At 72.2% G+C, this 22,011-nt stretch carries 25 protein-coding genes and 1 pseudogene; 9 read left to right on the top strand and 17 right to left on the bottom strand.

Going from position 1 to position 22,011, the window contains the following annotated elements; translation table 11 throughout:
• Positions 1–37: 37 nt before the first annotated feature.
• Positions 38–457 (top strand): pilus assembly protein CpaE, encoded by a 420-nt coding sequence (locus tag EV187_RS15685; protein ID WP_130353960.1) that lies wholly within the window; start codon positions 38–40, stop codon positions 455–457.
• On the top strand, positions 454–1,047 hold the full coding sequence (locus EV187_RS15680; protein WP_242609632.1) for a hypothetical protein: 594 nt from the start codon (positions 454–456) through the stop codon (positions 1,045–1,047). Before EV187_RS15685 ends, EV187_RS15680 begins: the two co-directional genes overlap by 4 nt.
• A gap of 24 nt (positions 1,048–1,071) precedes the next feature.
• Here EV187_RS15680 and EV187_RS15675 read toward each other — a convergent pair whose 3' ends face one another.
• The 3 genes from EV187_RS15675 to purL are packed head-to-tail and all read right to left on the bottom strand — an operon-like array spanning position 1,072 to position 4,150.
• Positions 1,072–1,314 carry a hypothetical protein gene (locus EV187_RS15675; RefSeq protein ID WP_130353959.1) on the bottom strand — a complete coding sequence of 81 codons (243 nt, stop codon included), beginning with the start codon at positions 1,312–1,314 and terminating at the stop codon, positions 1,072–1,074.
• A 2-nt stretch (positions 1,315–1,316) separates the two neighbouring features.
• Complete coding sequence (locus EV187_RS15670; protein WP_130353958.1) at positions 1,317–1,811, bottom strand: NUDIX domain-containing protein; 495 nt, start codon at positions 1,809–1,811, stop codon at positions 1,317–1,319.
• A complete protein-coding gene (purL, locus tag EV187_RS15665) occupies positions 1,811–4,150 on the bottom strand; it encodes a phosphoribosylformylglycinamidine synthase subunit PurL (protein WP_130353957.1) in 2,340 nt (779 codons plus the stop codon). The genes EV187_RS15670 and purL overlap by 1 nt, the downstream gene beginning before the upstream one ends.
• A 227-nt stretch (positions 4,151–4,377) precedes the next feature.
• Between purL and EV187_RS15660 the strand changes: the two genes are divergently transcribed.
• On the top strand, positions 4,378–4,878 hold the full coding sequence (locus tag EV187_RS15660; protein WP_130353956.1) for a hypothetical protein: 501 nt from the start codon (positions 4,378–4,380) through the stop codon (positions 4,876–4,878).
• A gap of 12 nt (positions 4,879–4,890) precedes the next feature.
• On the opposite strand, the gene EV187_RS15655 is transcribed toward EV187_RS15660, so the two are convergent.
• The 6 genes from EV187_RS15655 to EV187_RS15630 form a co-directional block, all read right to left on the bottom strand.
• A complete protein-coding gene (locus tag EV187_RS15655; RefSeq protein ID WP_130353955.1) occupies positions 4,891–5,706 on the bottom strand; it encodes a shikimate 5-dehydrogenase in 816 nt (271 codons plus the stop codon).
• A gap of 52 nt (positions 5,707–5,758) precedes the next feature.
• Complete coding sequence (locus EV187_RS15650; protein WP_242609631.1) at positions 5,759–6,220, bottom strand: DUF3817 domain-containing protein; 462 nt, start codon at positions 6,218–6,220, stop codon at positions 5,759–5,761.
• Between the two features lie 110 nt (positions 6,221–6,330).
• Positions 6,331–6,897 (bottom strand): tetratricopeptide repeat protein, encoded by a 567-nt coding sequence (locus EV187_RS15645; RefSeq protein ID WP_130353953.1) that lies wholly within the window; start codon positions 6,895–6,897, stop codon positions 6,331–6,333.
• Between the two features lie 487 nt (positions 6,898–7,384).
• Complete coding sequence (gene purQ, locus EV187_RS15640; RefSeq protein WP_130353952.1) at positions 7,385–8,083, bottom strand: phosphoribosylformylglycinamidine synthase subunit PurQ; 699 nt, start codon at positions 8,081–8,083, stop codon at positions 7,385–7,387.
• A gap of 11 nt (positions 8,084–8,094) precedes the next feature.
• On the bottom strand, positions 8,095–8,430 hold the full coding sequence (gene purS, locus EV187_RS15635) for a phosphoribosylformylglycinamidine synthase subunit PurS (protein WP_165391230.1): 336 nt from the start codon (positions 8,428–8,430) through the stop codon (positions 8,095–8,097).
• Between the two features lie 180 nt (positions 8,431–8,610).
• The gene (locus EV187_RS15630) at positions 8,611–9,072 is read right to left on the bottom strand and encodes a hypothetical protein (protein ID WP_130353951.1); all 462 of its coding nucleotides are present in this window, start codon (positions 9,070–9,072) and stop codon (positions 8,611–8,613) included.
• A gap of 229 nt (positions 9,073–9,301) precedes the next feature.
• On the opposite strand from EV187_RS15630, the gene EV187_RS15625 reads away from it, so the two are divergent.
• The 3 genes from EV187_RS15625 to EV187_RS15615 all read left to right on the top strand — a co-directional run bounded on the left by EV187_RS15625 (position 9,302) and on the right by EV187_RS15615 (position 12,113).
• Positions 9,302–9,904: a PadR family transcriptional regulator gene (locus tag EV187_RS15625; protein WP_130353950.1), complete on the top strand. Its 603-nt coding sequence runs from the start codon at positions 9,302–9,304 to the stop codon at positions 9,902–9,904.
• A gap of 69 nt (positions 9,905–9,973) precedes the next feature.
• Complete coding sequence (locus EV187_RS15620) at positions 9,974–11,578, top strand: DHA2 family efflux MFS transporter permease subunit (protein WP_130353949.1); 1,605 nt, start codon at positions 9,974–9,976, stop codon at positions 11,576–11,578.
• A 100-nt stretch (positions 11,579–11,678) separates the two neighbouring features.
• Positions 11,679–12,113 (top strand): DUF1304 family protein, encoded by a 435-nt coding sequence (locus EV187_RS15615; RefSeq protein ID WP_165391229.1) that lies wholly within the window; start codon positions 11,679–11,681, stop codon positions 12,111–12,113.
• Here EV187_RS15615 and EV187_RS15610 read toward each other — a convergent pair.
• The 3 genes from EV187_RS15610 to kynA are packed head-to-tail and all read right to left on the bottom strand — an operon-like array spanning position 12,110 to position 15,303.
• Positions 12,110–13,333, bottom strand: a complete 1,224-nt coding sequence (locus tag EV187_RS15610; protein WP_242609657.1) for a kynureninase — start codon at positions 13,331–13,333, stop codon at positions 12,110–12,112. The genes EV187_RS15615 and EV187_RS15610 overlap by 4 nt on opposite strands.
• A 32-nt stretch (positions 13,334–13,365) precedes the next feature.
• Positions 13,366–14,421 (bottom strand): amidohydrolase family protein, encoded by a 1,056-nt coding sequence (locus tag EV187_RS15605; RefSeq protein WP_242609630.1) that lies wholly within the window; start codon positions 14,419–14,421, stop codon positions 13,366–13,368.
• Positions 14,422–14,424: 3 nt separating this feature from the next.
• Positions 14,425–15,303, bottom strand: coding sequence for a tryptophan 2,3-dioxygenase (gene kynA / locus EV187_RS15600; protein WP_278039957.1), 879 nt, complete (start codon positions 15,301–15,303; stop codon positions 14,425–14,427).
• A gap of 180 nt (positions 15,304–15,483) precedes the next feature.
• Here kynA and EV187_RS15595 point away from each other — a divergent pair, with 180 nt between their 5' ends.
• The gene (locus EV187_RS15595; RefSeq protein ID WP_165391228.1) at positions 15,484–16,134 is read left to right on the top strand and encodes a TetR/AcrR family transcriptional regulator; all 651 of its coding nucleotides are present in this window, start codon (positions 15,484–15,486) and stop codon (positions 16,132–16,134) included.
• Positions 16,135–16,215: 81 nt separating this feature from the next.
• Here the strand turns inward: EV187_RS15595 and EV187_RS15590 are convergent, their stop codons facing one another.
• The 4 genes from EV187_RS15590 to purD all read right to left on the bottom strand — a co-directional run bounded on the left by EV187_RS15590 (position 16,216) and on the right by purD (position 20,003).
• A complete protein-coding gene (locus tag EV187_RS15590; protein WP_130354113.1) occupies positions 16,216–17,070 on the bottom strand; it encodes a VOC family protein in 855 nt (284 codons plus the stop codon).
• 83 nt (positions 17,071–17,153) lie between these two features.
• Positions 17,154–17,573 carry a YybH family protein gene (locus EV187_RS15585; protein WP_165391227.1) on the bottom strand — a complete coding sequence of 140 codons (420 nt, stop codon included), beginning with the start codon at positions 17,571–17,573 and terminating at the stop codon, positions 17,154–17,156.
• Between the two features lie 163 nt (positions 17,574–17,736).
• Complete coding sequence (locus tag EV187_RS15580; RefSeq protein ID WP_130353943.1) at positions 17,737–18,678, bottom strand: phosphoribosylaminoimidazolesuccinocarboxamide synthase; 942 nt, start codon at positions 18,676–18,678, stop codon at positions 17,737–17,739.
• 14 nt (positions 18,679–18,692) lie between these two features.
• Complete coding sequence (gene purD / locus EV187_RS15575; protein ID WP_130353942.1) at positions 18,693–20,003, bottom strand: phosphoribosylamine--glycine ligase; 1,311 nt, start codon at positions 20,001–20,003, stop codon at positions 18,693–18,695.
• A 127-nt stretch (positions 20,004–20,130) separates the two neighbouring features.
• Between purD and EV187_RS15570 the strand changes: the two genes are divergently transcribed.
• A complete protein-coding gene (locus EV187_RS15570) occupies positions 20,131–20,538 on the top strand; it encodes a sterol carrier family protein (protein WP_130353941.1) in 408 nt (135 codons plus the stop codon).
• A 41-nt stretch (positions 20,539–20,579) separates the two neighbouring features.
• Positions 20,580–21,068, top strand: a complete 489-nt coding sequence (locus EV187_RS15565) for a hypothetical protein (protein WP_242609629.1) — start codon at positions 20,580–20,582, stop codon at positions 21,066–21,068.
• 554 nt (positions 21,069–21,622) lie between these two features.
• On the opposite strand, the pseudogene EV187_RS18960 reads toward EV187_RS15565, so the two are convergent.
• A pseudogene (locus EV187_RS18960) lies at positions 21,623–21,976 on the bottom strand (alpha/beta fold hydrolase); the annotation flags it as partial.
• Between the last annotated feature and the right edge of the window lie 35 nt (positions 21,977–22,011).

Raw genomic sequence — 22,011 nt, 5'->3', positions numbered from 1 at the left:
GCGTGACGCGGCGCCCGGTTCGGGGCAGCATGGGGAGATGATCAGCAGGGAGCTCGCGCTCGCCCTCCGGGAGGCCGGCCTCGTGTGGCATCCCGAATCGGGCGACCGCTTCCAGCTCGACCTGCCGGGCGACGTCGAGGCGGAGGCCGAGGCCGACGTCTTCACCGTGAGCGAGATGACGATCGAGGCGCGCCGCTACCCCTCGGGAACGATCCTCGCCTTCAACGGCACGACCGAGTGGGCACTCGACTCCGTCGCGTTCGCCGACGCGGTGTGGCTGCCGCGCGAGGACCAGCTGCGCGAGCTGCTGCGCGCGACGTTCCGATCGCTCACGCGTCTCGAGGACTCGTTCGAGGTGGAGGTGGAGCTCGGCGGCGAGCGCATGCGGTTCGATCACCCCGACGTCGCCGAGGCCTACGGCCTGGCGCTGCTCGAACTGGTGGGCAGGTCGCGATGACGGATGCCGCCGAGCCGGGTCCTGACGCGTCGGGGCCGGATGCCGCGGGGCCGGATGCCGCGGGGCCGGACGCCGCGGGGACGGCGATCGCGCGGGCCCGCACACTCGTGGCCGAGGCCGTCGCCGCCCTGCGCGATGCCGACGCCCGGCGGGAGACGCTCGCGGAGCTCGCGCCCGAGCGTCGCGTGCTCGGGATCCCCCGCCCCGCCAGGATGAACCCGATCGGGCGCGTCTGGCGGCTCGGCGTGCTGCTGCTCGATGAGGAGAGCGGCGTGTGGGACACGGGACGCGTGGTGCGGGCGGAGCGCCCGGCCCGCAAGAGCATCACCGCGGAATCCGTGGCCGAGCAGCGAGCGCTCCGCGCGGCCGCGGTGAAGGGCGGCATCGCCGAGGGCGAGACCGTGGCCTTCGACGCGACGCCGATCGACCTCGACGGACTCGGTCGCGACGGGGCATCCGGCCCGCTCGTCGTGCGCGGCAGCGAGGTGCTCGTGCGCTGGAGCCACGCCCAGCCCGACGCGCTCACCCCGCTCGACGCGTACCTCCGCGACCGGGTCGACCTGCTCGCTCATCCGCCGCAGGGCGCGTAGCTCGGAGCGACCCAGCCGCGCTGCTCAGCGGTCGTCGCCGTCGGTGCGCGTCGGGCGCACCTCCGACTCCTGGATCGCCTCGATCACCGAGTCGTGCAGGCCCTTCTGCCCGGTGTGCAGCTCCTGGTACGTCTCGCCGGCGCCCATGATCGGGCCGAAGGCCGCCCGGAACCGCTGACCACGGGGAGCCCGCACCGCTCGCACGGTCATGCCGACGACGAGCGCCGCGGCGAAGAGTCCGAGGAGGATCGGGAGCACGAGTTCCATGGTCAGAACCCGAACGCCGTGATCGCGCGGAGGTTGCCGGCGACCATCCCGTCGAGCACGAACCGCTCGTGGTGCACGACGTCGTCGGGCAGGTCGTCGAGGTCGAACCACCGAAGCTCCTCCGCCTTCGGCTCGAGCAGCGTCGGTTCGCCCGTCCACTCGCGGCAGGCGAAGAAGAAGTCGACGCGCTGGTCGACGGCGGCCGAGGAGCCCGTGCGATGCATCGTGGTCAGCGGAGCGAGTGATCCGGGTGCGATGACGACGCCGATCTCCTCGGCGGCCTCACGGACCAGGCCGTCGAGCACGGACTCGCCGGCCTCGACGTGTCCGGCCGCCGAGGCGCCCCACCAGCCGTCGTAGTACCCCGTGCCGGCACGCAGCTGCAGCAGCACGCGGCCGTGGTCGAGCAGGAAGACGTAGGCGGCCGGGATCACGCTGAACCGCCCGTGGGCAGCGGCGTACGCGGGGGAGTACCCCTGGCGCGCCGACTCGGACATCAGTACCCGACGATCGGTCCGAACGCGTCGGCGAGCGGCGCGCGGTTCACCGTGCGGAGCTCCTCGACCGGCACGGTGAACAGGCCCTGCACCTCGAGCGAGCCGGATGCGGCGTCCGTCACGCCGATGCGACGAACCGGGTAGCCCCGGCCCTCGCACAGGCCCCGGAACTTCACGTCGTCCTCCCGCGGCACCGACACGATGACGCGCCCGGTCGACTCCGAGAACAGCGCCGTGGCGGCGTCGATGCCGGCGTCCTGGATCACCTCGTCGAGCACGATGCGCGCGCCGACGCCGAAGCGGCCGACCGCCTCGGCGAGGGCGATCGCGAGGCCGCCGTCGGAGAGGTCGTGCGCCGAGTCGATGAGGCCCTCGAGCGCGGCCGCGGCCAGCAGCTCGGCGAGCGCCTTCTCGCGGCCGAGGTCGACCGCCGGGGGGCGACCGCCGAGGTGGTCGTGCACGACGCCCGCCCACGCGGAGCCGTCGAGTTCGGCCGCCGTGTCGCCGAGGAGGTAGATGTTGTGTCCGTCGTCCTGCCAGCCCGACGGCACGCGGCGGGCGACGTCGTCGATCACGCCGAGCACGGCGATCACGGGCGTCGGGTGGATCGGCACGTCGCCGGTCTGGTTGTAGAACGACACGTTGCCGCCCGTGACGGGGATGCCGAGCTCGAGGCATCCGTCGCTCAGGCCCTCGACCGTCTCGGAGAACTGCCACATGACCTCGGGGTTCTCGGGGGAGCCGAAGTTCAGGCAGTCGCTCACGCCCATGGGCCTCGCCCCCGAGACCGCGACGTTGCGGTACGCCTCGGCGAGCGCGAGCTTCGCACCCTGACGTGGGTCGAGCTGCGAGTAGCGGCCGTTGGCGTCGGTCGCGACCGAGACGCCGAGTCCCGACTCCTCGTCGACGCGCACCATGCCGGCGTCGTCGGGGTAGCTGAGGGCGGTGTTGCCGAGCACGTACTTGTCGTACTGGTTCGTGACCCACGCGGCATCCGCCTGGTTCGCCGAGCCGACGAGCTGCACGAACTGCGCACGCAGGTCGTCGGGGCTGGTGGGGCGCTCGAGGTCGGATGCCCCGTCGGCCTGCAGCGCGTCGAGGTACGACGGGTAGGCGAGCGGGCGCTCGTACACGGGGCCGTCGACCGCCACGGTGCGCGGGTCGACGTTCACGATCTCCTGGCCGTGCCACATGATGCTGAGGCGGCCCGTGTCGGTGACCTCGCCGAGCACGCTGGTCTCGACGTCCCACTTCTGCACGACCTCGAGGAAGCCGTCGAGCTTCTCGGGGCGCACGATGGCCATCATGCGCTCCTGGCTCTCGCTCATGAGGATCTCCTCGGGCGTGAGCGAGGGGTCGCGCAGCAGCACGTCGTCGAGGACGATCGCCATGCCGCCGTCGCCGTTGCTCGCGAGCTCGGACGTCGCGCACGAGATGCCGGCCGCGCCCAGGTCCTGGATGCCCTCGACGAGGTCGCCCGCGAACAGCTCGAGGCAGCACTCGATGAGCACCTTCTCGGCGAACGGGTCGCCGACCTGCACCGCGGGGCGCTTCGTGGGGCCGCCCTCCGCGAACGTGTCCGACGCGAGGATCGACGCGCCGCCGATGCCGTCGCCGCCGGTGCGCGCGCCGAAGAGCACGACCTTGTTGCCCGCGCCCTTCGCGTTGGCGAGGTGCAGGTCCTCGTGCCGCAGCACGCCCACCGCGAGCGCGTTCACGAGCGGGTTCGCCTGGTAGGTGGAGTCGAACCAGGTCTCGCCGCCGATGTTCGGCAGGCCGAGGCAGTTGCCGTAGAAGCTGATGCCCGACACGACGCCGTGCACGACGCGCGCGGTGTCGGGGTGGTCGATCGCGCCGAAGCGCAGCGCGTCCATGACGGCGACCGGGCGCGCGCCCATCGAGATGATGTCGCGCACGATGCCGCCGACTCCCGTCGCGGCGCCCTGGAACGGCTCGATGTAGCTCGGGTGGTTGTGCGATTCGATCTTGAACGTGACCGCCCAGCCCTCGCCGATGTCGAGCACGCCGGCGTTCTCGCCCATGCCCACCATGAGGTGCTGCTTCATCTCGGGCGTGACCTTCTTGCCGAACTGGCGCAGGTAGATCTTCGACGACTTGTAGGAGCAGTGCTCGCTCCACATCACCGAGTACATCGCCAGCTCGGCGCTCGTGGGGCGCCGGCCGAGGATGTTGCGGATGCGCTCGTACTCGTCGGGCTTCAGGCCCAGGGCGGCGTACGGCTGCTCCTTCTCGGGGGTGGCCGCGGCGACGTCGACGGTGTCGAGCACCGGCGGGGTCGCCGTCGGGGCAGCGGTCGTGGCGGGGGCTTCAGTGGTCACGAGTGGCGAGCTCCAGAGAACGGCGGCGAGCGGATGCCGCGGGGCGGATGCCTGACCGTGCAAGTCTACCGGCGGCCCACGGTGCGGTGTCGCGCGGTCCCGGGCCCGATCGGCGCCCGGGTCGCGTCGGCGCGCGGGTGCCCGCGGGGCTCGGCGCCTGACAAGCGGGCCCCGACCCGGGTAGAGTCCCCTCACCCACTAACCCACGCGCCGACCGGGGGAGCCGCATGGACGTGTCGAAGCAGGCGCAGATCGTGCTCGCGGCGTACCGCACCGAGTACGCGATCTACGGGGTCGTGCTCGTGAGCGCGATCATCGCCGTGGGCTGGGAGGACGAGACCGACCTCGACGTCCTGCTCTTCACGCTCGGGTCGGTCGCCGTGTTCTGGCTGGCGCACATCTACGCCGGCACGATCGCCCGCGAGGAGACCGACGGTCCGCGGCGTCGCGCGATCCTGACCGCCGCACTCGCCTCGGCGCGGCACACGGCGGGCCTGCTGACCGCGATGGTGCTGCCGACGATCGCGCTGCTGCTCGCAGTCGTCGGGGTGCTCGACGAGTACGTCGCCTACTACCTGGCGCTCTGGATCGGCGTCGTCGTGCTCGCCGTGCTCGGCTGGGGCGCGTCGGCGCGGCGCGGCAGCCCGTGGTACCTGCGCCTCGTGAGCGCGATCGTGACCGCGAGCCTCGGGGCGCTCGTGATCTGGCTGGGCGCGCTCGTCCACTGAGCCGCCGCTGCGCTACTCCGCTCGCGAGAACGCCGACGCCCCTTCCACCTGCTCGCGGGTGAGGGGCACCCCCGTGTAGCGCTCGAACTGGCGCGCCGCCTGCAGCGCGATCACCTCGGCGCCCGAGACCACCCGCTTCCCGGCCCCGCGCGCCGCGACGATGAGCGGGGTCTCGGCGGGGAACGCGACCACGTCGAACACGGTGGTCGCGCGCTCGATGAACTCGGGGGCGAACGCGAGCGCAGCGGCATCCGCCCCGAGCATGCCGAGTGGCGTGACGTTGACGATGAGGTCGAAGTCGGGGTCGGGGTCGCGTGCGACCCAGTGGTACCGGTACTTCTCCGCCAGGGCCTCGCCGGCATCGGCGTTGCGCGCGACCACGGTGAGGTCGGCGAACCCCGCGCCGCGGAACGCCGCCACGACGGCCTTCGCCATGCCGCCCGAGCCGCGCACGAGCACCCGCTGCTCCGGGTCGAGGGCATGCTCGTCGATGAGCATCGCGATCGCCTCGTAGTCGGTGTTCGACGCGGTGAGCACGCCGTCGTCGTTCACGATCGTGTTGACCGATTCGATGGCCGCGGCCGACACCTCCACGACGTCGACGAGGGGGATCACCGCCTCCTTGAACGGCATCGACACCGAGCAGCCGCGGATCCCGAGCGCGCGGACGCCGCGCACGGCGCCGTCGATGTCGTCGGTCGTGAACGCCTTGTAGATGAAGTTCAGGCCCAGCTCGTCGTAGAGGAAGTTGTGGAAGCGGGTGCCGAGGTTCGACGGTCGTCCGGCGAGCGAGATGCACACGGACATGTCCTTGTTGAGGATGGGCATTCCTCCATGGTGCCGGATGCCGCGGCTCGCCGCTCGGCTCGAGGTCGGCCGCTCAGGCCTCGCGGCCCCCGGGCGGCCCGATCACGAGGAGTGCCGTGAACACCGCGGCCACCCCGACGACCGCGACGGCGGTGAGCAGCACCGGACGCGCGAGGAACCAGCGCAGCATCCGGTTCACCAAGCTGCCGTCGGCCGGGTGCGCGGTCGTCTCGCGCCGCCAGCCGCCGTCGAGCCGGCCGCGCCGCACGAGCCACACCTCGAACGGGATCGTCGCGTACGGCACGATCGCGGTGAGCACGGCGAACGCGATGATCCCGACGCCCCAGCGCTGGTTCACGCCGACGAGCACCGCCTGGAACGCGTACGCCAGGAACACGAAGCCGTGGATCGACCCGCCGACGAGCACCGCGGCATCGACGCCGCCCGCGTACTTCAGGATCATCGCAATGATGAGGATCGTCCAGGTCACCGCCTCGGCGACGGCGAGCGTGCGGAAGAGGCGTTTCGGTGACACGGGGGATGCTCCAAGGGTCGGGATGCTTCCATGGTGCCAGCCGCCGCGGCGGCATCGCATCGAACGAACGATTGAAGCGGATGCCGCGGATTCCGGCGGATGCCGCGGATTCAGCCGGCGGCGGCCGCGCCGGGGCGTGCCGCGTCGAGCCCGATGAGGTAGCCCGCATTGCCGTGGAGCGCCGCCTCGTACCGCAGGATGTCGGGCGTGCGGACGGCATCGGCGACGAGCGCGAGCAGCTCGCCGACCGCCCCATGGCTGCGGCCGGCGGCGTGCAGTCCGAGGGCATGGAAGGCCCGCACCGACGGCGACCCCGGCCATCCCGCGAGGGCGCGATCGAGCACCGCCACCGAGTCGTCGTAGCGACCGAGGAGGCGCAGCGTGCTGCCGTACTGCAGGAGGCACTTGCGGAGCGTGTCACCCGAGAGGCCCGCGGCGAGCGCGGCCTCGTAGTAGCCGGCCGCCGTCGCCTCCTCGCCAGCGGTGTCGTACGACCCGCCGACCTCGTAGAGCACCTCGGGCCGGCCGGGATGCTCGTCGAGCAGCGCGAGGAACGCCTCGATCGTCGGCTGCATGTCCTCGCGGTCGCGCCGCCCGAAGATCTCGGCGATCGTGGCCTCGAGCTCGGGCGTCAGCGGTTCGGGGGTCACGGGTCCGGGGGCAGGCGCGTCGTCCATCGTCCCATCCTGCCGCGTCGCGCCGTGCCGCGGCATCCGCGGTGCCGGTCCCTCGTTCTGCATGACCAGCGACCCGCGACCCCTGCCGTGAGTGGTCGACGTGCGTCTCATCCTGCGTTCGTCCCGGATGCCGCGGCCGGCACTCGCCGCCGGCGCGCCTCAGCCCTGCGACGAGGTGGTGTCGCCCGTCGAGCCCGGGAAGCGCCCGTCGCCCGGAGGCACGCCGTCGCGGAATCCGGGGTCCCGCCTGGCAGGCGCGGCGGGAGCAGCGTCTGCCCCGCCGGAGGCGTCGGCGCCCGGCTCGTACGGCCGTGGCGGGAATGGCTGCGTGGGAGCGGTGGCACTCATGATCGATCATCCGGGAAGCGGCGGGGTGGAGTCCCCGCGCCTCACGGCAGCATCGGGTCCGCGGCTCGGCGCCGACCCTCAGCAGCCGATGCATCCCCTGCGGAATCGCGCCCGAGGATCGTGGTGTGCGCAGAGCCGACTACGCCTCGACGAGCGCGCGCTGCACGACGCTCGTGAAGAACCCGAGGCCGTCGACGCCCGAACGCATGGCCGCGGCGGTGTCGGGGCCGAAGCCGGGCTCGACCGCGTGCTCGGGGTGCGGCATGAGGCCCACCACGTTGCCGCGCGCGTTCGAGATGCCCGCGATGTCGCGGAGCGAGCCGTTGGGGTTCACGCCGACGTAGCGGAACACCACGCGACCCTCGCCCTCGAGGCGGTCGAGCGTCCCGTCGTCGGCGATGAATCCGCCCTCGCCGTTCTTCAGCGGGATGGTGATCTCCTGGCCGGCGTCGAACCCGCTCGTCCAGTCGGTCGAGGTGTTCTCGACGCGCAGCACCTGGTCGCGGCAGATGAACGAGCCGTGGTCGTTCCGGATGAGCCCGCCTTCGAGGAGGTGCGCCTCGGTGAGCATCTGGAAGCCGTTGCAGATGCCGAGCACGGGCATGCCCCGGTTCGCGGCATCCACGACCTCGGTCATGATCGGGCTGAGCGAGGCGATCGCGCCGCAGCGCAGGTAGTCGCCGTAGCTGAAGCCGCCCGGGAGGATGAGCGCGTCGACCCCCTCGAGGTCGTGCGAGCCGTGCCAGAGCGCGACGGGCTCTGCGCCCGCGAGCCGCACGGCGCGCTGCGCGTCGCGGTCGTCGAGCGAGCCGGGGAAGGTGATGACGCCGATGCGCATGTCAGCCCGCCTCAGTGCGTCTCGCCGGCGGGCGCCACGTAGCCCTCGTCGGCGTGTTCGGATGCCGCGCGCGCGGCCTCCTCGGCGAGCTCGGCGTTGGACTGCTCGTAGTGGATGCCCACGACGTCCTCGATGACCGAGTTGGAGAGGATCTCCTCGGCGATCTGCTGCACGCTCGCCTTGAGCGCGTCATCGACGGGACCGTCGACGATGAGTTCGAAGCGCTTGCCGATGCGCACGCCGGTGAACCCGGTGTGGCCCGTGCGGGCGAGGGCGCCGGCGACGGCCTTCCCCTGGGGGTCGAGCAGTTCGGCCTTGGGCATCACGTCGACGACGATGGTGGGCACCGCGGTTCTCCGTCCGGTGTCGATGGTGTGGATCCTCCGATTCTATCGGGCGGCGGCCGGTGCCCGATCTCGGCGGCGCGACGTGAGGCGGCGCTCGAGAGCCGGCTTCGGGCGCGCGCACGATCACGCAGCGGCATCCGACCAGCGCTCACCGCGGATGCCGCCGCGTGAGATCGAGGCTCAGCGTCGGAAGATCGCCCTCACGATGACGCCCACGGCGATGAGCGCGCCGATCGCGACCCCGATCACGAGCACCGGGTTCTCGCGGTAACGCGCCTGCACGTACGTCATGCCCTCGTCGGCAGCGGTCTTCGCGTTCGCATACGCCTCCTTGGCCTGTGCGGAGACGGTGTCGGCGGCGTCCTTGGCCTGCGCGGAGACCGTGTCCGCCGCATCCTTGGCCTTCGCGGCGATCGTCTCGGCGGCGTCCGCCGCGGTCGCTCGCGCGCTGTCGATCGCGTCGTTGACGGCGCTCGCCACCTGCTCCTTGGCGTCGGCTGCGGTGTCCCCGGCGTCGCGTGCCCCTCGGCTCACGGCGTCGGCGATGTCCTCCGCCGCGTCGCCGGTGGCGTCGGCCGTGCGGGCTGCGGCGTCGCGTGCCGCCCTGGTCGCCTCGGCGATGTCGCGGTCCGTGTCAGTCATGGTTCCACCTTTCGTCGTGCGATCCGGTCATCGTACGTCCGCCTCCCTGAAGCCGGCCGAAACGTCGCCGGGGTTGCCAACGCCGCGAATCGGGTGGTACGCGATGACCCGGCCCGGCGGCCCCAGCCGCACCCCGAATCCGGTCGTCGTCCGAGGTTGCGGACTGACTATTCCGCACGTAGTATTCCGCACGGAATAGTCGAAGATCGCCGAGCGGGAAGGGCCACGGATGTCGCGTCTGAACCCGCTCGCCGTTTCGGCGCTGGCGCTCCTCGCAGAACGGCCGATGCACCCGTACGAGATGTACCAGCTGATGCTCCAGCGCCGCGAGGACCGGGTCGTGAAGGTCAGTGCCGGATCGCTCTACCGCGCGGTCGAGCGACTCGCCGCCGACGGGGACATCGCCGAGAGCGGCGTCGAGCGCGAGGGCAACCGACCCGAGCGCACGGTCTACACGATCACCGCTTCCGGGCGTGATGCGCTCCGCTCGACGCTCGAGCAGATGCTCGGCGAGTTCGTCAACGAGTTCCCCGAGTTCCCGGTGGCGATCGGCGAGGCGCACAACCTGCCGCCCGAGCGCGTCGCCGACCTCCTCGACGAGCGGGCGGCCCGCATCCGGGACTTCGCCGACCTGCTCGACACCGGACTGCGGCACATCGCGGCGAAGGGCGTCGCCCGGTACCGCGTGCTCAACGTCCACTACACCCGTGCCATGGTCGCCGCCGAGCTCGACTGGCTCGAGCGCACGATCGCCGAGCTCCGCGACGGCGAGCTCACGTGGGCGGCGCCCGAGCAGCTCGCGGCGGCATCCGCGGACCCGATCCGAACCTGACACCCGAGCGCCCGTCGCGGCATCCGCTCGCCGACCTCACGACGCATGCCGACCACACCGAAGGACCCCATGGAAACGCAACGCAGGCCCTGGCCCGCCCTCTGGGCACTCGTCATCGGCTTCTTCATGATCCTCGTGGACTCGACGATCGTGTCGATCGCGAACCCCGCGATCCTGCGCGACCTCGACGCCGACATCACCTCGGTGCTCTGGGCCACGAGCGCGTACCTGCTGGCGTACGCCGTGCCGCTGCTGATCACCGGGCGGCTCGGCGACCGCTTCGGGCCGAAGCGGGTCTACATGATCGGGCTCGTCGTGTTCACGCTCGCCTCGCTGTGGTGCGGCTTCTCGGGCGACATCACGATGCTCATCGCCGCGCGCGCGGTGCAGGGGCTCGGCGCCGCACTCATGACGCCGCAGACGATGGCCGTCATCACCCGCATCTTCCCGCCGAACCAGCGCGGTGCCGCCATGGGCCTCTGGGGTGCGGTGGCGGGCGTCGCGACCCTCGTCGGGCCGATCCTCGGCGGCGTGCTCGTCGACTCGCTCGGCTGGGAGTGGATCTTCTTCGTGAACGTGCCCGTGGGCGTCATCGCGTTCGTGCTCGCGTGGCGGCTCGTGCCGAACCTCGAGACCCATTCGCACCGCTTCGACTGGCTGGGCGTCGCGCTGAGCGCGATCGGCATGTTCCTGCTCGTCTTCGGCATCCAGGAGGGGGAGACCTACGACTGGGGCACGATCGTCGGCCCGATCACCGTCTGGGGACTCATCGTCAGCGGCGTCGTGGTGCTCGTCGCGTTCGTCGTGTGGCAGCGCTTCAACCCGGCCGAGCCCCTGCTGCCGCTCGGGCTCTTCCGCGATCGGAACTTCTCGCTCTCGAACGTGGCCATCTCGCTCGTCGGCTTCGGCATCGTGGCGATGCCGTTGCCGCTCGCCTTCTACTACCAGGTCGCGAGGGGGCTCACGCCGACGCAGGCGGCGCTGATGCTGGTGCCGATGGCCCTCGTGACCGGCGTCGCCGCACCGTTCGTCGGTCGGCTCATCGACCGCGTCGACCCGAAGTGGATCGCGTTCAGCGGCTTCGTGGTGACGGCGCTGTCCCTCTGGTGGACGGCGAGCCTCATCACCCCCGACCAGGAGCTCTGGGTGCTGCTCATCCCGTCGGGCCTGCTCGGCCTCGGGCTGTCGGGCATCTGGGCGCCGCTCGCCTCGTCGGCGACGCGGAACCTGCCGCCCGCGCAGGCGGGCGCGGGTTCGGGCGTCTACAACACGACCCGCCAGGTCGGCGCGGTGCTGGGCAGCGCGGCCATCGCGGCCCTGCTGAACGCGCGGCTGGCCGCGGAGCTGCCCGGGTTCGACACCCGGGCGGCCGAGCAGGCGGGCGGAACGGGCGGGCTTCCCCCGCAGGTGCTCGACGGCTTCACGGCCGCGATGTCGCAGTCGATGTGGCTGCCGGCGCTCGGCTTCGCAGTGGGGGCGATCGTCGTGCCGTTCTACGCGAAGCCGAAGGTCACGGTCGACTGGGGTGCGGCCGTCCGCTCGGGCGAGGCGGTCGGCGAGGCCGTCGGCGAGCCGGTCGCGGATGCCGCGGGCGACTCCTCCGGCGGCGCATCCGCGGAGGGCGCGAACGAGCCCGCCGGTGGCGCTCCCGGATCGCGCAGGCGCGTCGAGTAGGCGGCGTCGCGGCATCCGCTCGGCCCTCGGCCGCACGCACGCGGGCATACGCGGGGTGCGGGGGATGCGGCGGTGACGACCGCGGGCCAGAATGTGCGCCATGAACAAGGTCGCACAGGTCCTCGCCGCCCTCGAGGCGCTGACGCTCATCGCCGTCGGCGCGCTGGAGACGTTCTTCTTCCGCAGTCCCGAGCTCTACCCGATCTTCCTCATCGAGCCCGACGAGTACGACGCCGTCGCCCTGTGGACGCGCAACGTGGGCGTGTACAACATGCTGATGGGCGCGGCGATCATCGTCGCCCTGGTGCTCGTGCACCGGGCGCAGGTCGCGGCCGGCCGGGCGATCATCCTCACGATCAGCGCGATGCACCTGGTGCTCGGGATCTCGCTGGTCATCACCGCACCCGAGCTGTGGCTCTCGGCGGTGTTCGAGTTCGGCTTGGCGCTGGCGGTCATCCTCGCCATCGTCATCGGCGACCGCCGGTCGGCCGTGCGCGCCGACGCCGCTTCGGAGTCGGGGGCGCGAGTCGCCTAGGCCAGCCCGGCCCGCTCGGTGAGCACGGTCCGGAGAGTGTCCCGCGTGGCGGCGAGCCCGCGATGGACCTCCTCGAAGCTCGTCGAGAGCGGGGAGAGCCCGAGCCGAAGTCCGCCGGGGTCCCGGTAGTCGGGGATCACGTCTTGCTGCCAGAGTCGCGCCGTGACCTCGCGCATCGCGGGATGCTGGAGGGTCACGTGGCCGCCGCGCTCCTCGGGATCGACCGGCGAGGCGAGGGTGACGCCGAGGGGCGAGAGCCAGGCGTCGGCGACGTTGATGGCGAACGACGTGAGCGCCACCGACTTCGCGCGGATGGCGGCCATGCCGGCCTCCTCGATCATCGCGAGGGACTCCTCCATGGCGATCATGCCGACGATCGGGGGCGTGCCGCTGAGGAACCGGCGGATCCCGTCGGCCGGGGCGTACTCGGGTCCCATCGCGAACACGTCGGCCGTGCCCATCCAGCCCTGGATCGGCTGGCTCAGCACGCCCTGGAGGTCGTCGCGCACGTAGGCGAACGCCGGGGAGCCGGGTCCGCCGTTGAGGTACTTGTAGGTGCAGCCCACGGCGAGGTCGAAGCCCCAGAGGTCGGCCATGACGGGCACGGAGCCCGCGGAATGGCAGAGGTCCCAGAGGATGAGCGCGCCGGCGTCGTGCGCGATGCGGGTGAGCTCGTGCGCCTCGGCGAGGTAGGCCGAGCGGTAGGCGACGTGGCTCACCACGACGAGGGCGGTCTCGGGGCCGACGGCCTCGGCGAGCTGCTCGGGCGTCACGCCCGACGAGGTGTCGACCTCGATCCAGCGCAGTCGCATGCCGCGCTCCCGGGCGATGCCCTCGAGCACGTATCGGTCGGTGGGGAAGTTGTCGCTGTCGACCACGATCTCCCGCCTCGACGTGTCGCGGGCGAGCTGCGCGTCGACCGCCGCCCGTGCGAGCTTGTAGAGCAGCACCGTCGTGGAGTCGCCGATGACCGTCTGGCCGGCCTTCGCCGAGATGACCGCCCGGCCGATGCGATCGCCGATCTCGAAGGGCAGTTGCATCCACGACTCGTCCCAGCCTCGGATGAGCCGGCCGCCCCACTCCTCGCGCAGGAACTGCTCGACGCGCTCGACCGCCGTCACCGGCGGCCGGCCGAGCGAGTTCCCGTCGAAGTAGACGAGATCGGTCGCGGCGCCGACGAAGCGCTTGCGGTAGTGGGCCAGGCCGTCGGCCCGGTCCATCCGGCGGGCGTAGGCGAGGTGCGGGTCGAGGGTCACAGGGCCTCCAGGTCTTCCGTGGGCACGACGCACGCGGTCGCGAGCCATTCGGGCAGTTCGTCGAGGGTGGCCGGCGGCGGCCCGGCCACGAAGGTCGCGATGCCCTCGGCACGGTCGGGTCGCGGCCAGGGATCGGTGATCGCGGCGATCAGCTCCGGCGCGCCGAGGCCCGCCGCGGCGAGCAGGGCGAGCTCGGCGGGATTCACGCCGAGCGGCTGGTCCCCGTTGCCGAGGTCGGTGCCGTACAGCACCGAACCGCCCGCGTCCCTGAAGCGGCGCAGGTTGTCGAGCGCGCGGTCGGAGTCGGGCGTGGCCGTGCCGTAGCCGGTCACGAAGAGGGTGGAGATCCAGCGCTGCCCGATCGCCACGGCTCGGTCGATGAGCAGGTCGTCCACCGGCTCGGTGAAGGGCGTGTGGGCGAGCACGTCCACACCGGCCTCGACCGCGAGCCGGGTCATCCCGTCGCCTTCGACGTGGGCGACCACCGGCATGCCGCGGCCGTGCGCTGCAGCGACGATGGCGTCGAGGGTGCCGCGATCGAACACGGGCCCGACGTCGGCGTTGAGGGCGACCTTCACGACGGATGCCCCGAACGCCTGCTGCTCGCTGACGGCCGTCTCGACGGCGCTCGGCAGTGCCGACCGACCGTCGCCGCGCTCGGGATCGAGCTCGCGCGCGCACCCGGCAGGTGCCCACGGACGCCCGACCGGATAGCCGCCGCGCGCCGTGAGGAAGGTGCCTGCGAAGTCGGCTCGCGGCAGGCCGTCGCGGTGCAGCCGGGCGGCGACGAGGTCGAGCGGCGCGCCGAGGTCGACCAGGCCCGCGATCGCGCTGTCGGCGAGGGCGTCGGCGCCGACGATCATGAGGTGCACGTGGTGGTCGACGAGCGGGGGCAGCATCGTGCCGACCTCGCCGGCGTGGTCGCCGTTCAGCGAGCGGCGCACGGCGACGGCGAGCGGCCCGAGGTCGAGCCGATCAGGGTCGGGGGTCGATGGTGCGTCCCAGGGGTCCTCGGGGAACTCGGACGGTCGGGGTCCGGCGGCGTGCGACATCCGTCACCCCGGGATCTCGGTGCGCACGGCGTACAGCTCGGGGAAGAAGGTGAGCTCGAGTGCGCGCTTGAGGAACGTCGCGCCGCTCGAGCCACCGGTGCCGGTCTTCGAGCCGATGATGCGCTCCACCGTCTTCAGGTGCCGGAACCGCCAGAGCTGGAAGTTGTCCTCGAGGTCGACGAGCTCCTCGCAGGTCTCGTAGGCCGCCCAGTGCTCGTCGGGGTCGGCGTAGATCGAGGCGAACACCGGCACGAGCTCGGGCTGGAACGTCCACGCCCGGGTCACGTCGCGCTCGAGCACCGACGCGGGGATCGGGTAGCCGGTGCGGGCGAGGAGGCGGAGGAACTCGTCGTAGATGCTGGGCGACTCGAGCGCGTGGCGCAGGATGGCGGTGGCCGCGGCATCCGATTCGAAGACCTGCATCATCTTCGCGTTCTTGTTGCCGAGCACGAACTCGACGGCACGGTACTGGTAGGACTGGAACCCGCTCGCGTTGCCGAGCACGCCGCGGAACTGGGCGTACTCGGTGGGCGTCAGCGTCGCGAGCACGGACCACTGCTCGGTGAGCGTCTTCTGGATGTGCTTCACGCGTGCGATGCACTTGAGCGCCGGGGCGAGCTCGTCGGCGCGCAGCAGGTCGCGTGCCGTCTCGAGCTCGTGCAGTACGAGCTTCAGCCACAGCTCGGTGGTCTGGTGCTGGATGATGAACAGCAGTTCGTCGTGATGCTCGGGCCGCGAGATCGGGCGCTGCGCCGAGAGGAGCGTGGGCAGGTCGAGGTATCCGCCGTAGCTCATCCGGTCGCTGAAGTCGGTGACGACGGATGCCTCGATCCGGCGGGTGTTGTCCGCGACGGGCTGCTCGGTTTCCACGGGTTCGGCCACGAGGTCAGCCTAGCCGCGCGCAACCGCGGACGGATCGGGCGCGGCGGGCGTCCCCCGCCGGTCAGACCGGCTCTCGCCCGCCGCACCGCATCCCTCTCCCCCAAGAGGGCCGTCCGCTTCCGTCTTGCAAACGGAGGCGACCCTCCGAATGATACCGGACATCCGGCGTACAGTGAACTCGTGAGTCCGAACGCGTCGCCGCGTCGCGATGCGCGGCGCAACCACGAGCGGCTCCTGGCCGAGGCGCGGGTGCTGTTCGGCGAGCGCGGCATCGACGCGCCCCTCGACGAGCTGGCCGTGCGAGCGGGGGTCGGTGCGGGCACGGTCTATCGCCACTTCCCCACTCGCGATGCCCTGGTGCGCGAGCTCTACGACACCGCGGTGGCCGACCTGCGGGGGTTCGCCGTCGAGATCCTCGGCGCCGACTCCGGGTGGCGTTCCGTCGAGCTCTACCTCGAGCGCCTCGCCTCCTGGGTGGCCGAATCGCCGTACCTGCCGGCCGTCATGCGACGCGTCGCCGAGCTCGATCCGTCCCACCGTCCGGGTGCGGAGTTCGCCGAGGCCATCGACGGGCTCGTGGCGCGTGCCAAGGCCGAGGGCGCGCTGCGTGAGGACGTGACCGGCGTCGACCTGAGCGTGCTCGTCGACATGCTCGGTTCCGTCGGCCAGTACGGCGGCGCGTACCTGCCCTACTGGCGACGGCAGCTCACGATCGTGCTCGACGGACTGCGTGCGCGACCCGACCTCACACCGCTGCCCGGAACCGGACAGGGCTTCGACGAGTTCCACGACATGTCGCACGCCAAGGGGCCCACACCGGCGCGCGACTGACCGCCTTGCGCGCGCACTCGAGGTGACGCGAATCGTCCCTTCGCCGTCGTCCGCGGGACGATTCGCGTCATCCCGGGGGCGTCAGTCGCCGGATGCCTCGGCGGCACGCACCTCGACGACGTTCGACCACGGGTCGTCGAACGCGAGCGTTCGCCCGTCGTCGCGGGTTGCGACGCCGTGGTGCGACATCCGCTCGCCGAGCTCGCCGAGGTCGTCGGAACCGGGCACGACGATCTCGACCTTGCCCAGGCCCAGGGCGAGGCGGCGCCGCCCGGCGCCCGCGCTGTTCCACGTGTTCATGGCCATGTGGTGGTGGTAGCCGCCCGCCGAGACGAACAGGGCGGAGCCGCCGAGGCTCGCCGTCGTCTCGAAGCCGAGCCGGTCGACGTAGAACTCCCGCGCGCTCGCGATGTCGCCGACCGACAGGTGCACGTGGCCGACCACGGCGTCGCCGACGCCCACGCCGGCCGCCGCGGCATCCGCTGCGCCCTCGGTGAGGTGGTCGCGCAGGTAGGCGTTGGGGTCGAGGAAGATCGTGGCCATCTCGATCTGCCCGTGGGTCCAGCTCCAGGTGGAGCGGTCGCGGTCGAAGTAGAGCTCGACGCCGTTGCCCTCGGGATCGGTGAAGTAGAAGGCCTCGCTCACCAGGTGGTCGGCGCTGCCCGTGAAGGTGCCCGGGTACCTCGACGCGACGGAGTAGATGGCGGCCGCCAGCGCCTCGCGCGAGTCGAAGAGGATCGCCGTGTGGTAGAGGCCGGCATCACGGGGCGACGCGTGCCGCAGGTCGGGCGTGTGCTCGAGGATCACGACCGGCGTGGTGCCTCGTCCGAGCACGGCGACCGGGCCGTCGTGGCGGAGCAGCTCGAGGGTCACGCCGTCTCGGTAGTAGCGGATCATGCCGTCGAGGTCGCCGACGCGCAGTGTCACGGCGCCCATGCCGGTGTCGGCGGCGAGCAGGCCGCTATGCGGCGACTTATTGGTTGTAGTCACAACTAATAGTAACCCATGCGCCACCGGGGCTATTCCGTCACGCCCACGCGCTCCGACTCCACGAGCCACACCCCGCCGACGCGTCGCAGGCCGAGCGTCGTCTCGAACCGCACCTCGCGACGCCGCCCGTGCACGGGCCGGACCGAGAGCACGTCTCGGCTGTGGCAGAACGCGAGGTCGTCGCCGACGCTCACCGTGAGGTCGAGCACCCGATGCTCGATGCGCCCGCGGAAACGCTCGAACCACGCGCGGAGCCATTCGACGCGTTGCGCCTCGCCGGCGAAGGCGCTGAGCGGCGGGGCCGCGCCGAAGGTCAGGGCCCCCGGCGCGTAGCGCGACGCGAGGTACTCCGCGTCGCGCGCGCGGATGGCCGCCGCCCGCTTGCTGACGAGCCAGGCGACCTCGGCGGAATCGACCGCGGTCTCGGTGTACTGCTCGATGCGTGGCATCCGACCTCCCATGGCGCCCGTGCGGCGCCGTCACAGGGACGACGAACGGAAGCCGCCGCGATCGACAGCCGGCATCGCGGGTCGGGCGAGGGCGTGCGGGGATCGTGCGGAGGACGGGCGGTGGTCGCGCGGGTCTGGCGGTCGACGGGCGGGCGGCGACGGCTCAGGCGCCGGCGGTGAGCCGATCGAACAGCGCACGGTAGCGCTCCGCCGTGCGCTCGACGATCTCGTGCGGTAGCGTGGGCGGCGCCTCGAACGCCCCCTGATCCCAGTTGGCGGCGAGCCAGTCGCGCACGATCTGCTTGTCGAAGCTCGCCATGCGCTGCGCGGGCGTCGCGCCGGTCAGGTAGGCCTCGGCATCCCAGTACCGGCTGGAGTCGCTCGTGAGCACCTCGTCGGCGAGCGTGACGATGCCGGTGTCGCGGTCGGCGCCGAACTCGAACTTCGTGTCGGCCAGGATCAGCCCACGGGTCTCGGCGATGACCGAGGCGTGCTCGAAGATCTCGAGCGACAGTTCGCGCAGCTGCTCGGCCACGGTCTCGCCCACCAGCTCGACGGTGCGCTCGTACGACACGTTCTCGTCGTGCTCGCCCATCGGCGCCTTCCACGCGGGCGTGTAGATCGGCGCGGGGAGCCGGTCGCCGTTCTGCAGGCCCTCGGGCAGGGGGATGCCGCCGATCGCCCCGGTGGCCTCGTACTCCTTCCAGCCGCCGCCCGTGAGGAAGCCGCGCACCACGCACTCGATCGGGAACATGTCGAGGGTGCGGCAGAGCGCCGCCCGGTCGGCGACGGAATCGGGGACCGCGGGCACGACGAGTCGGTCGTCCTCCGCGTAGGCGAGATGGTTCGGCACCTCGGGCAGCTGGTCGAACCACCAGCGCGTGATCGCGGTGAGCATGGCGCCCTTGCCGGGGATGGCGGGCTCGAGGACGCGGTCGTAGGCGCTCACGCGGTCGGTGGCGACGACGAGCACGACCCGCGAGAGACGCAGGGGGTCGCCTGTCCAGGTGTCGTCGTCGTCGAGCGCGGCCGTCGGCACGTACAGGTCGCGCACCTTCCCCGAGTAGACGTGGGTCCAGCCGGGCAGTTCGACGGCGTCGCTCATGATGTCCTGCTTCCTCACTCCGCGACGCGCGCGGCGATGTCGGTGCGGTACTGCCCGCCGTCGAGGCGCAGGTGCCCCAACGCCTCGTAGGCGCGGCGGCGCGCCTCGGCGAAGTCGGATCCGAGCGCGACGACGTTGAGCACGCGTCCGCCCGTGGCGATGAGCGGGGTCGCGCCCGCCTCGTCGGTCGGTCCGATCGCGGTGGCGGCGTGCGCCAGGTGCACGCCGGGCACGGATGCCGCGGCGTCGAGCCCCTCGATCCGCCGACCGGTCTCGGGGGCCTCGGGATACCCCTCGCTCGCGAGCACCACCGTGACGGCGGCATCCGACCGGAACTCGGGACGGGGCTGCTCGCCGAGCCGGCCCGTGGCGGCGGCGAACAGCAGCCCCGACAGCGGCGTGATGAGCCGCGGGAGCACCGCCTGCGTCTCGGGGTCGCCGAATCGGGCGTTGAACTCGATGACGCGGATGCCTCGCGGCGTGAGGATGAGGCCCGCGTACAGCAGGCCGATGAACGGGGTCTGCTCGGCCGCGAGCTTCCGCACGGTGGGCAGCGCGATCGTCTCGATGACCTCGTCGACGAACGCCCGCTCGCTGCCGAAGTCGCCGTCGAGCCAGGGCAGGGGCGAGTAGGCGCCCATGCCGCCCGTGTTGGGTCCCTGGTCGCCGTCGCGGAGGCGCTTGTAGTCCTGGGCGGGCGAGAGCGGCAGCACGTTCGTGCCGTCGGAGAGCAGGAAGAGCGAGACCTCCTGCCCGTCGAGGAACTCCTCGACGAGCACCGGGCCCTGTTGCAGGTAGTGCTCGGCGTGGGCGAGCGCGGCGTCGCGGTCGGTGGTCACGAGCACGCCCTTGCCTGCGGCGAGCCCATCGGCCTTCACGACGTAGGGATCGCCGAACTCGTCGAGCGTCGCCTCGACCTCGGCGAGCGTCTCGGCGAGCGTCGCGCGGCCGGTCGGAACCCCGGCCGCCTCCATGATGCGCTTCGCGAACGTCTTCGAGCCCTCGAGTGCCGCAGCCGCCCTGCCGGGTCCGAAGGCGGCGATGCCCCGGGTGCGCAGCGCGTCGGCCACTCCGGCCACGAGCGGGGCCTCGGGCCCGATCACGACGAGCTCGACGTCGTTGTCGATCGCGTAGTCGGCCACGATGACCGGGTCGGTCGGGTCGAGGGCGATCGTGGTCACGCTGCCGCGGGCCGACGAGGTGGCGGATGCCGCGATGCCGGCGTTGCCCGGGGCCGCGATGATCTCGTGCCCGGCCTCCTCGTCGAGGAGCGCGAGGATGATGGCGTGCTCGCGCGCGCCCGAGCCGAGGACGAGGATTCTCACCGGTTCAGGCTACCGGATGGGGTTCGGACCGCCCGGGGCGCTGCGCAGTGCGACGACGCCCCGCGACGGCGCCGTCTGCGTGCCGTGGACGGCGCCGCGTGACGGTGCCGTGCGGGAGGATGGAGCCATGGCACGCGCACGGATCGACGACGAGTTGGGCTCGGCCGCAGTCGCGACCGTCGGGCGCATCGCGGCGGGCATCGAGGGCGTGCCCGACGGGCGTTCGCTCGCGGCATTTGTCGACCGCACGACCCTCGCCCTGGCGGTGCGCTACACGCTGCAGCTCCTCGCCGAGCAGGCGCCCGGCGGCACGGTCGAGGTGCGGGTGCCGCCGTACGCCGCGGTGCAGTGCGTCGAGGGCCCGAGGCACACCCGAGGCACGCCGCCCAACGTGATCGAGACGGATGCCGCGACGTGGCTCGCCCTCGCCACGGGCGGCCTCACGTGGGACGACGCCCGGGGATCCGGCCGGGTGCACGCCTCGGGCCAGCGCGCCGACCTCCGCGGGCACCTCCCGGTACTGCGCGTTCCCTGAGCACGCGCACCGCCCCGATGCGAGTGCGGGACAATGGAGGGGTGAGCGACCCCCAGAGCACCCCCCAGCCGCACGATCCCGAGCGTTCGGCGGCGGTGGGCGACGACGTCGCGGGCGTCGACCGTGTCGAGGGCGTCGGACCCGTCGAGCGCGTCGAACCCGTCGAGGGCGACGAGTCCGCCCGGCGCGTCGAGCGCATCGAGATCGACGAGCCCGTCGAGACCGATGTCTCGGACGACGTCGTCACGGTGCGCCGCGCACCCCGCTACGGGCGGTTCATCACGCTCGGCGCCCTCCTCGGCGCGGTCGTCGCGCTCATCGTCACGTTCGCGTTCTCGGGCCAGCCGGCGCAGCCCGAGCTCGAGCTCGGGTTCGACCGGGGCCAGGTCTTCGGCTTCCTGCTGCTGCTGTGCGCCACCATCGGCGCCGCCCTGGGCGCCGTGGTCGCGCTCCTCATCGACCGCGGCTCGGCCAAGCGCGCGAAGTCGGTGCTGGTCGTGCACGAGTCGACGCACCGCGTCGACGAGTAGCGGGTCCGGCCCAAGCTCACCGCAGGCTCAGCACGGCCTCGGCGAACTCGCGCGGCGCCTCCTGCGGCAGGTCGTGGCCGATCCCGGCGAGCTCGAGGAACGCGTACGGGCCGGTGAACCGGTCGCGGTCCTCCGCCCCGCTCGGGCCCCCGAGGCCGTCGGCGCCGCTCTCGAGCACCACGGTGGGAACGGAGATCGACGGCCGGTCGGCGAGTGCCTCCTCGATCGCGGCGTAGCGCGGGTCGCCCGCGACCAGCGCCGAGCGGTGCCGGTAGGAGTGGATCACCACGTCGACGAAGTCGGGGTTGTCGAGGCTCGAGGCGCTCGCCGCGTAGGCCGCCGCGGCATCCGCCCACTCGGGCGACCACGTCGTCCAGAGCAGTTCGCACAGCTCGTGCCGGTAGCGCTCGAGTCCACGGCGGCCGGCCTCGGAGTGGAAGTAGTACTTGTACCAGATACGTGCGCTCCCACTCGGGGCGCGTCGGCTCCTGGGCGAAGGCCGGGTCGAAGATGTTGTAGCCGCCCACGGTGACGAGTCCGTGAACGCGCGAGGGATGCAGCGCGGCGACGATGCACGAGGCGCGTCCGCCCCAGTCGTAGCCGCCGAGGATGGCGCGGTCGATGCCGAGGGCGTCGAGGAGGTCGAGCAGGTCCTGCGCGAGGGCGGCCTGCTCACCCCAGCGAAGTGTCGCGGCATCCGTGAACCGGGTCGGGCCGTAGCCGCGCAGGTACGGCGCGATCACGCGCACGCCGGATGCGGCGAGCAGGTCGGCGACCTCGTCGTACGCCCGCACGTCGTAGGGGAATCCGTGCGACAGCACCGCGACCGGTGCGTCGGCCGGCCCCGCCTCCTCGTAGGCGATGTCGAGCACGGACGTGCGGACGCTGCCGCGGCGAGTGAACCCCATGGCGCCAGTCTGGCGCAGGCCGCCGACGCGACGAC

It is taken from the genome of Agromyces ramosus (assembly GCF_004216665.1).
In the GTDB taxonomy this organism is placed as follows: domain Bacteria; phylum Actinomycetota; class Actinomycetes; order Actinomycetales; family Microbacteriaceae; genus Agromyces; species Agromyces ramosus.
Note: the sequence above shows the minus strand (reverse complement) of the source record. Positions and strands in the feature narration are given on the sequence as shown.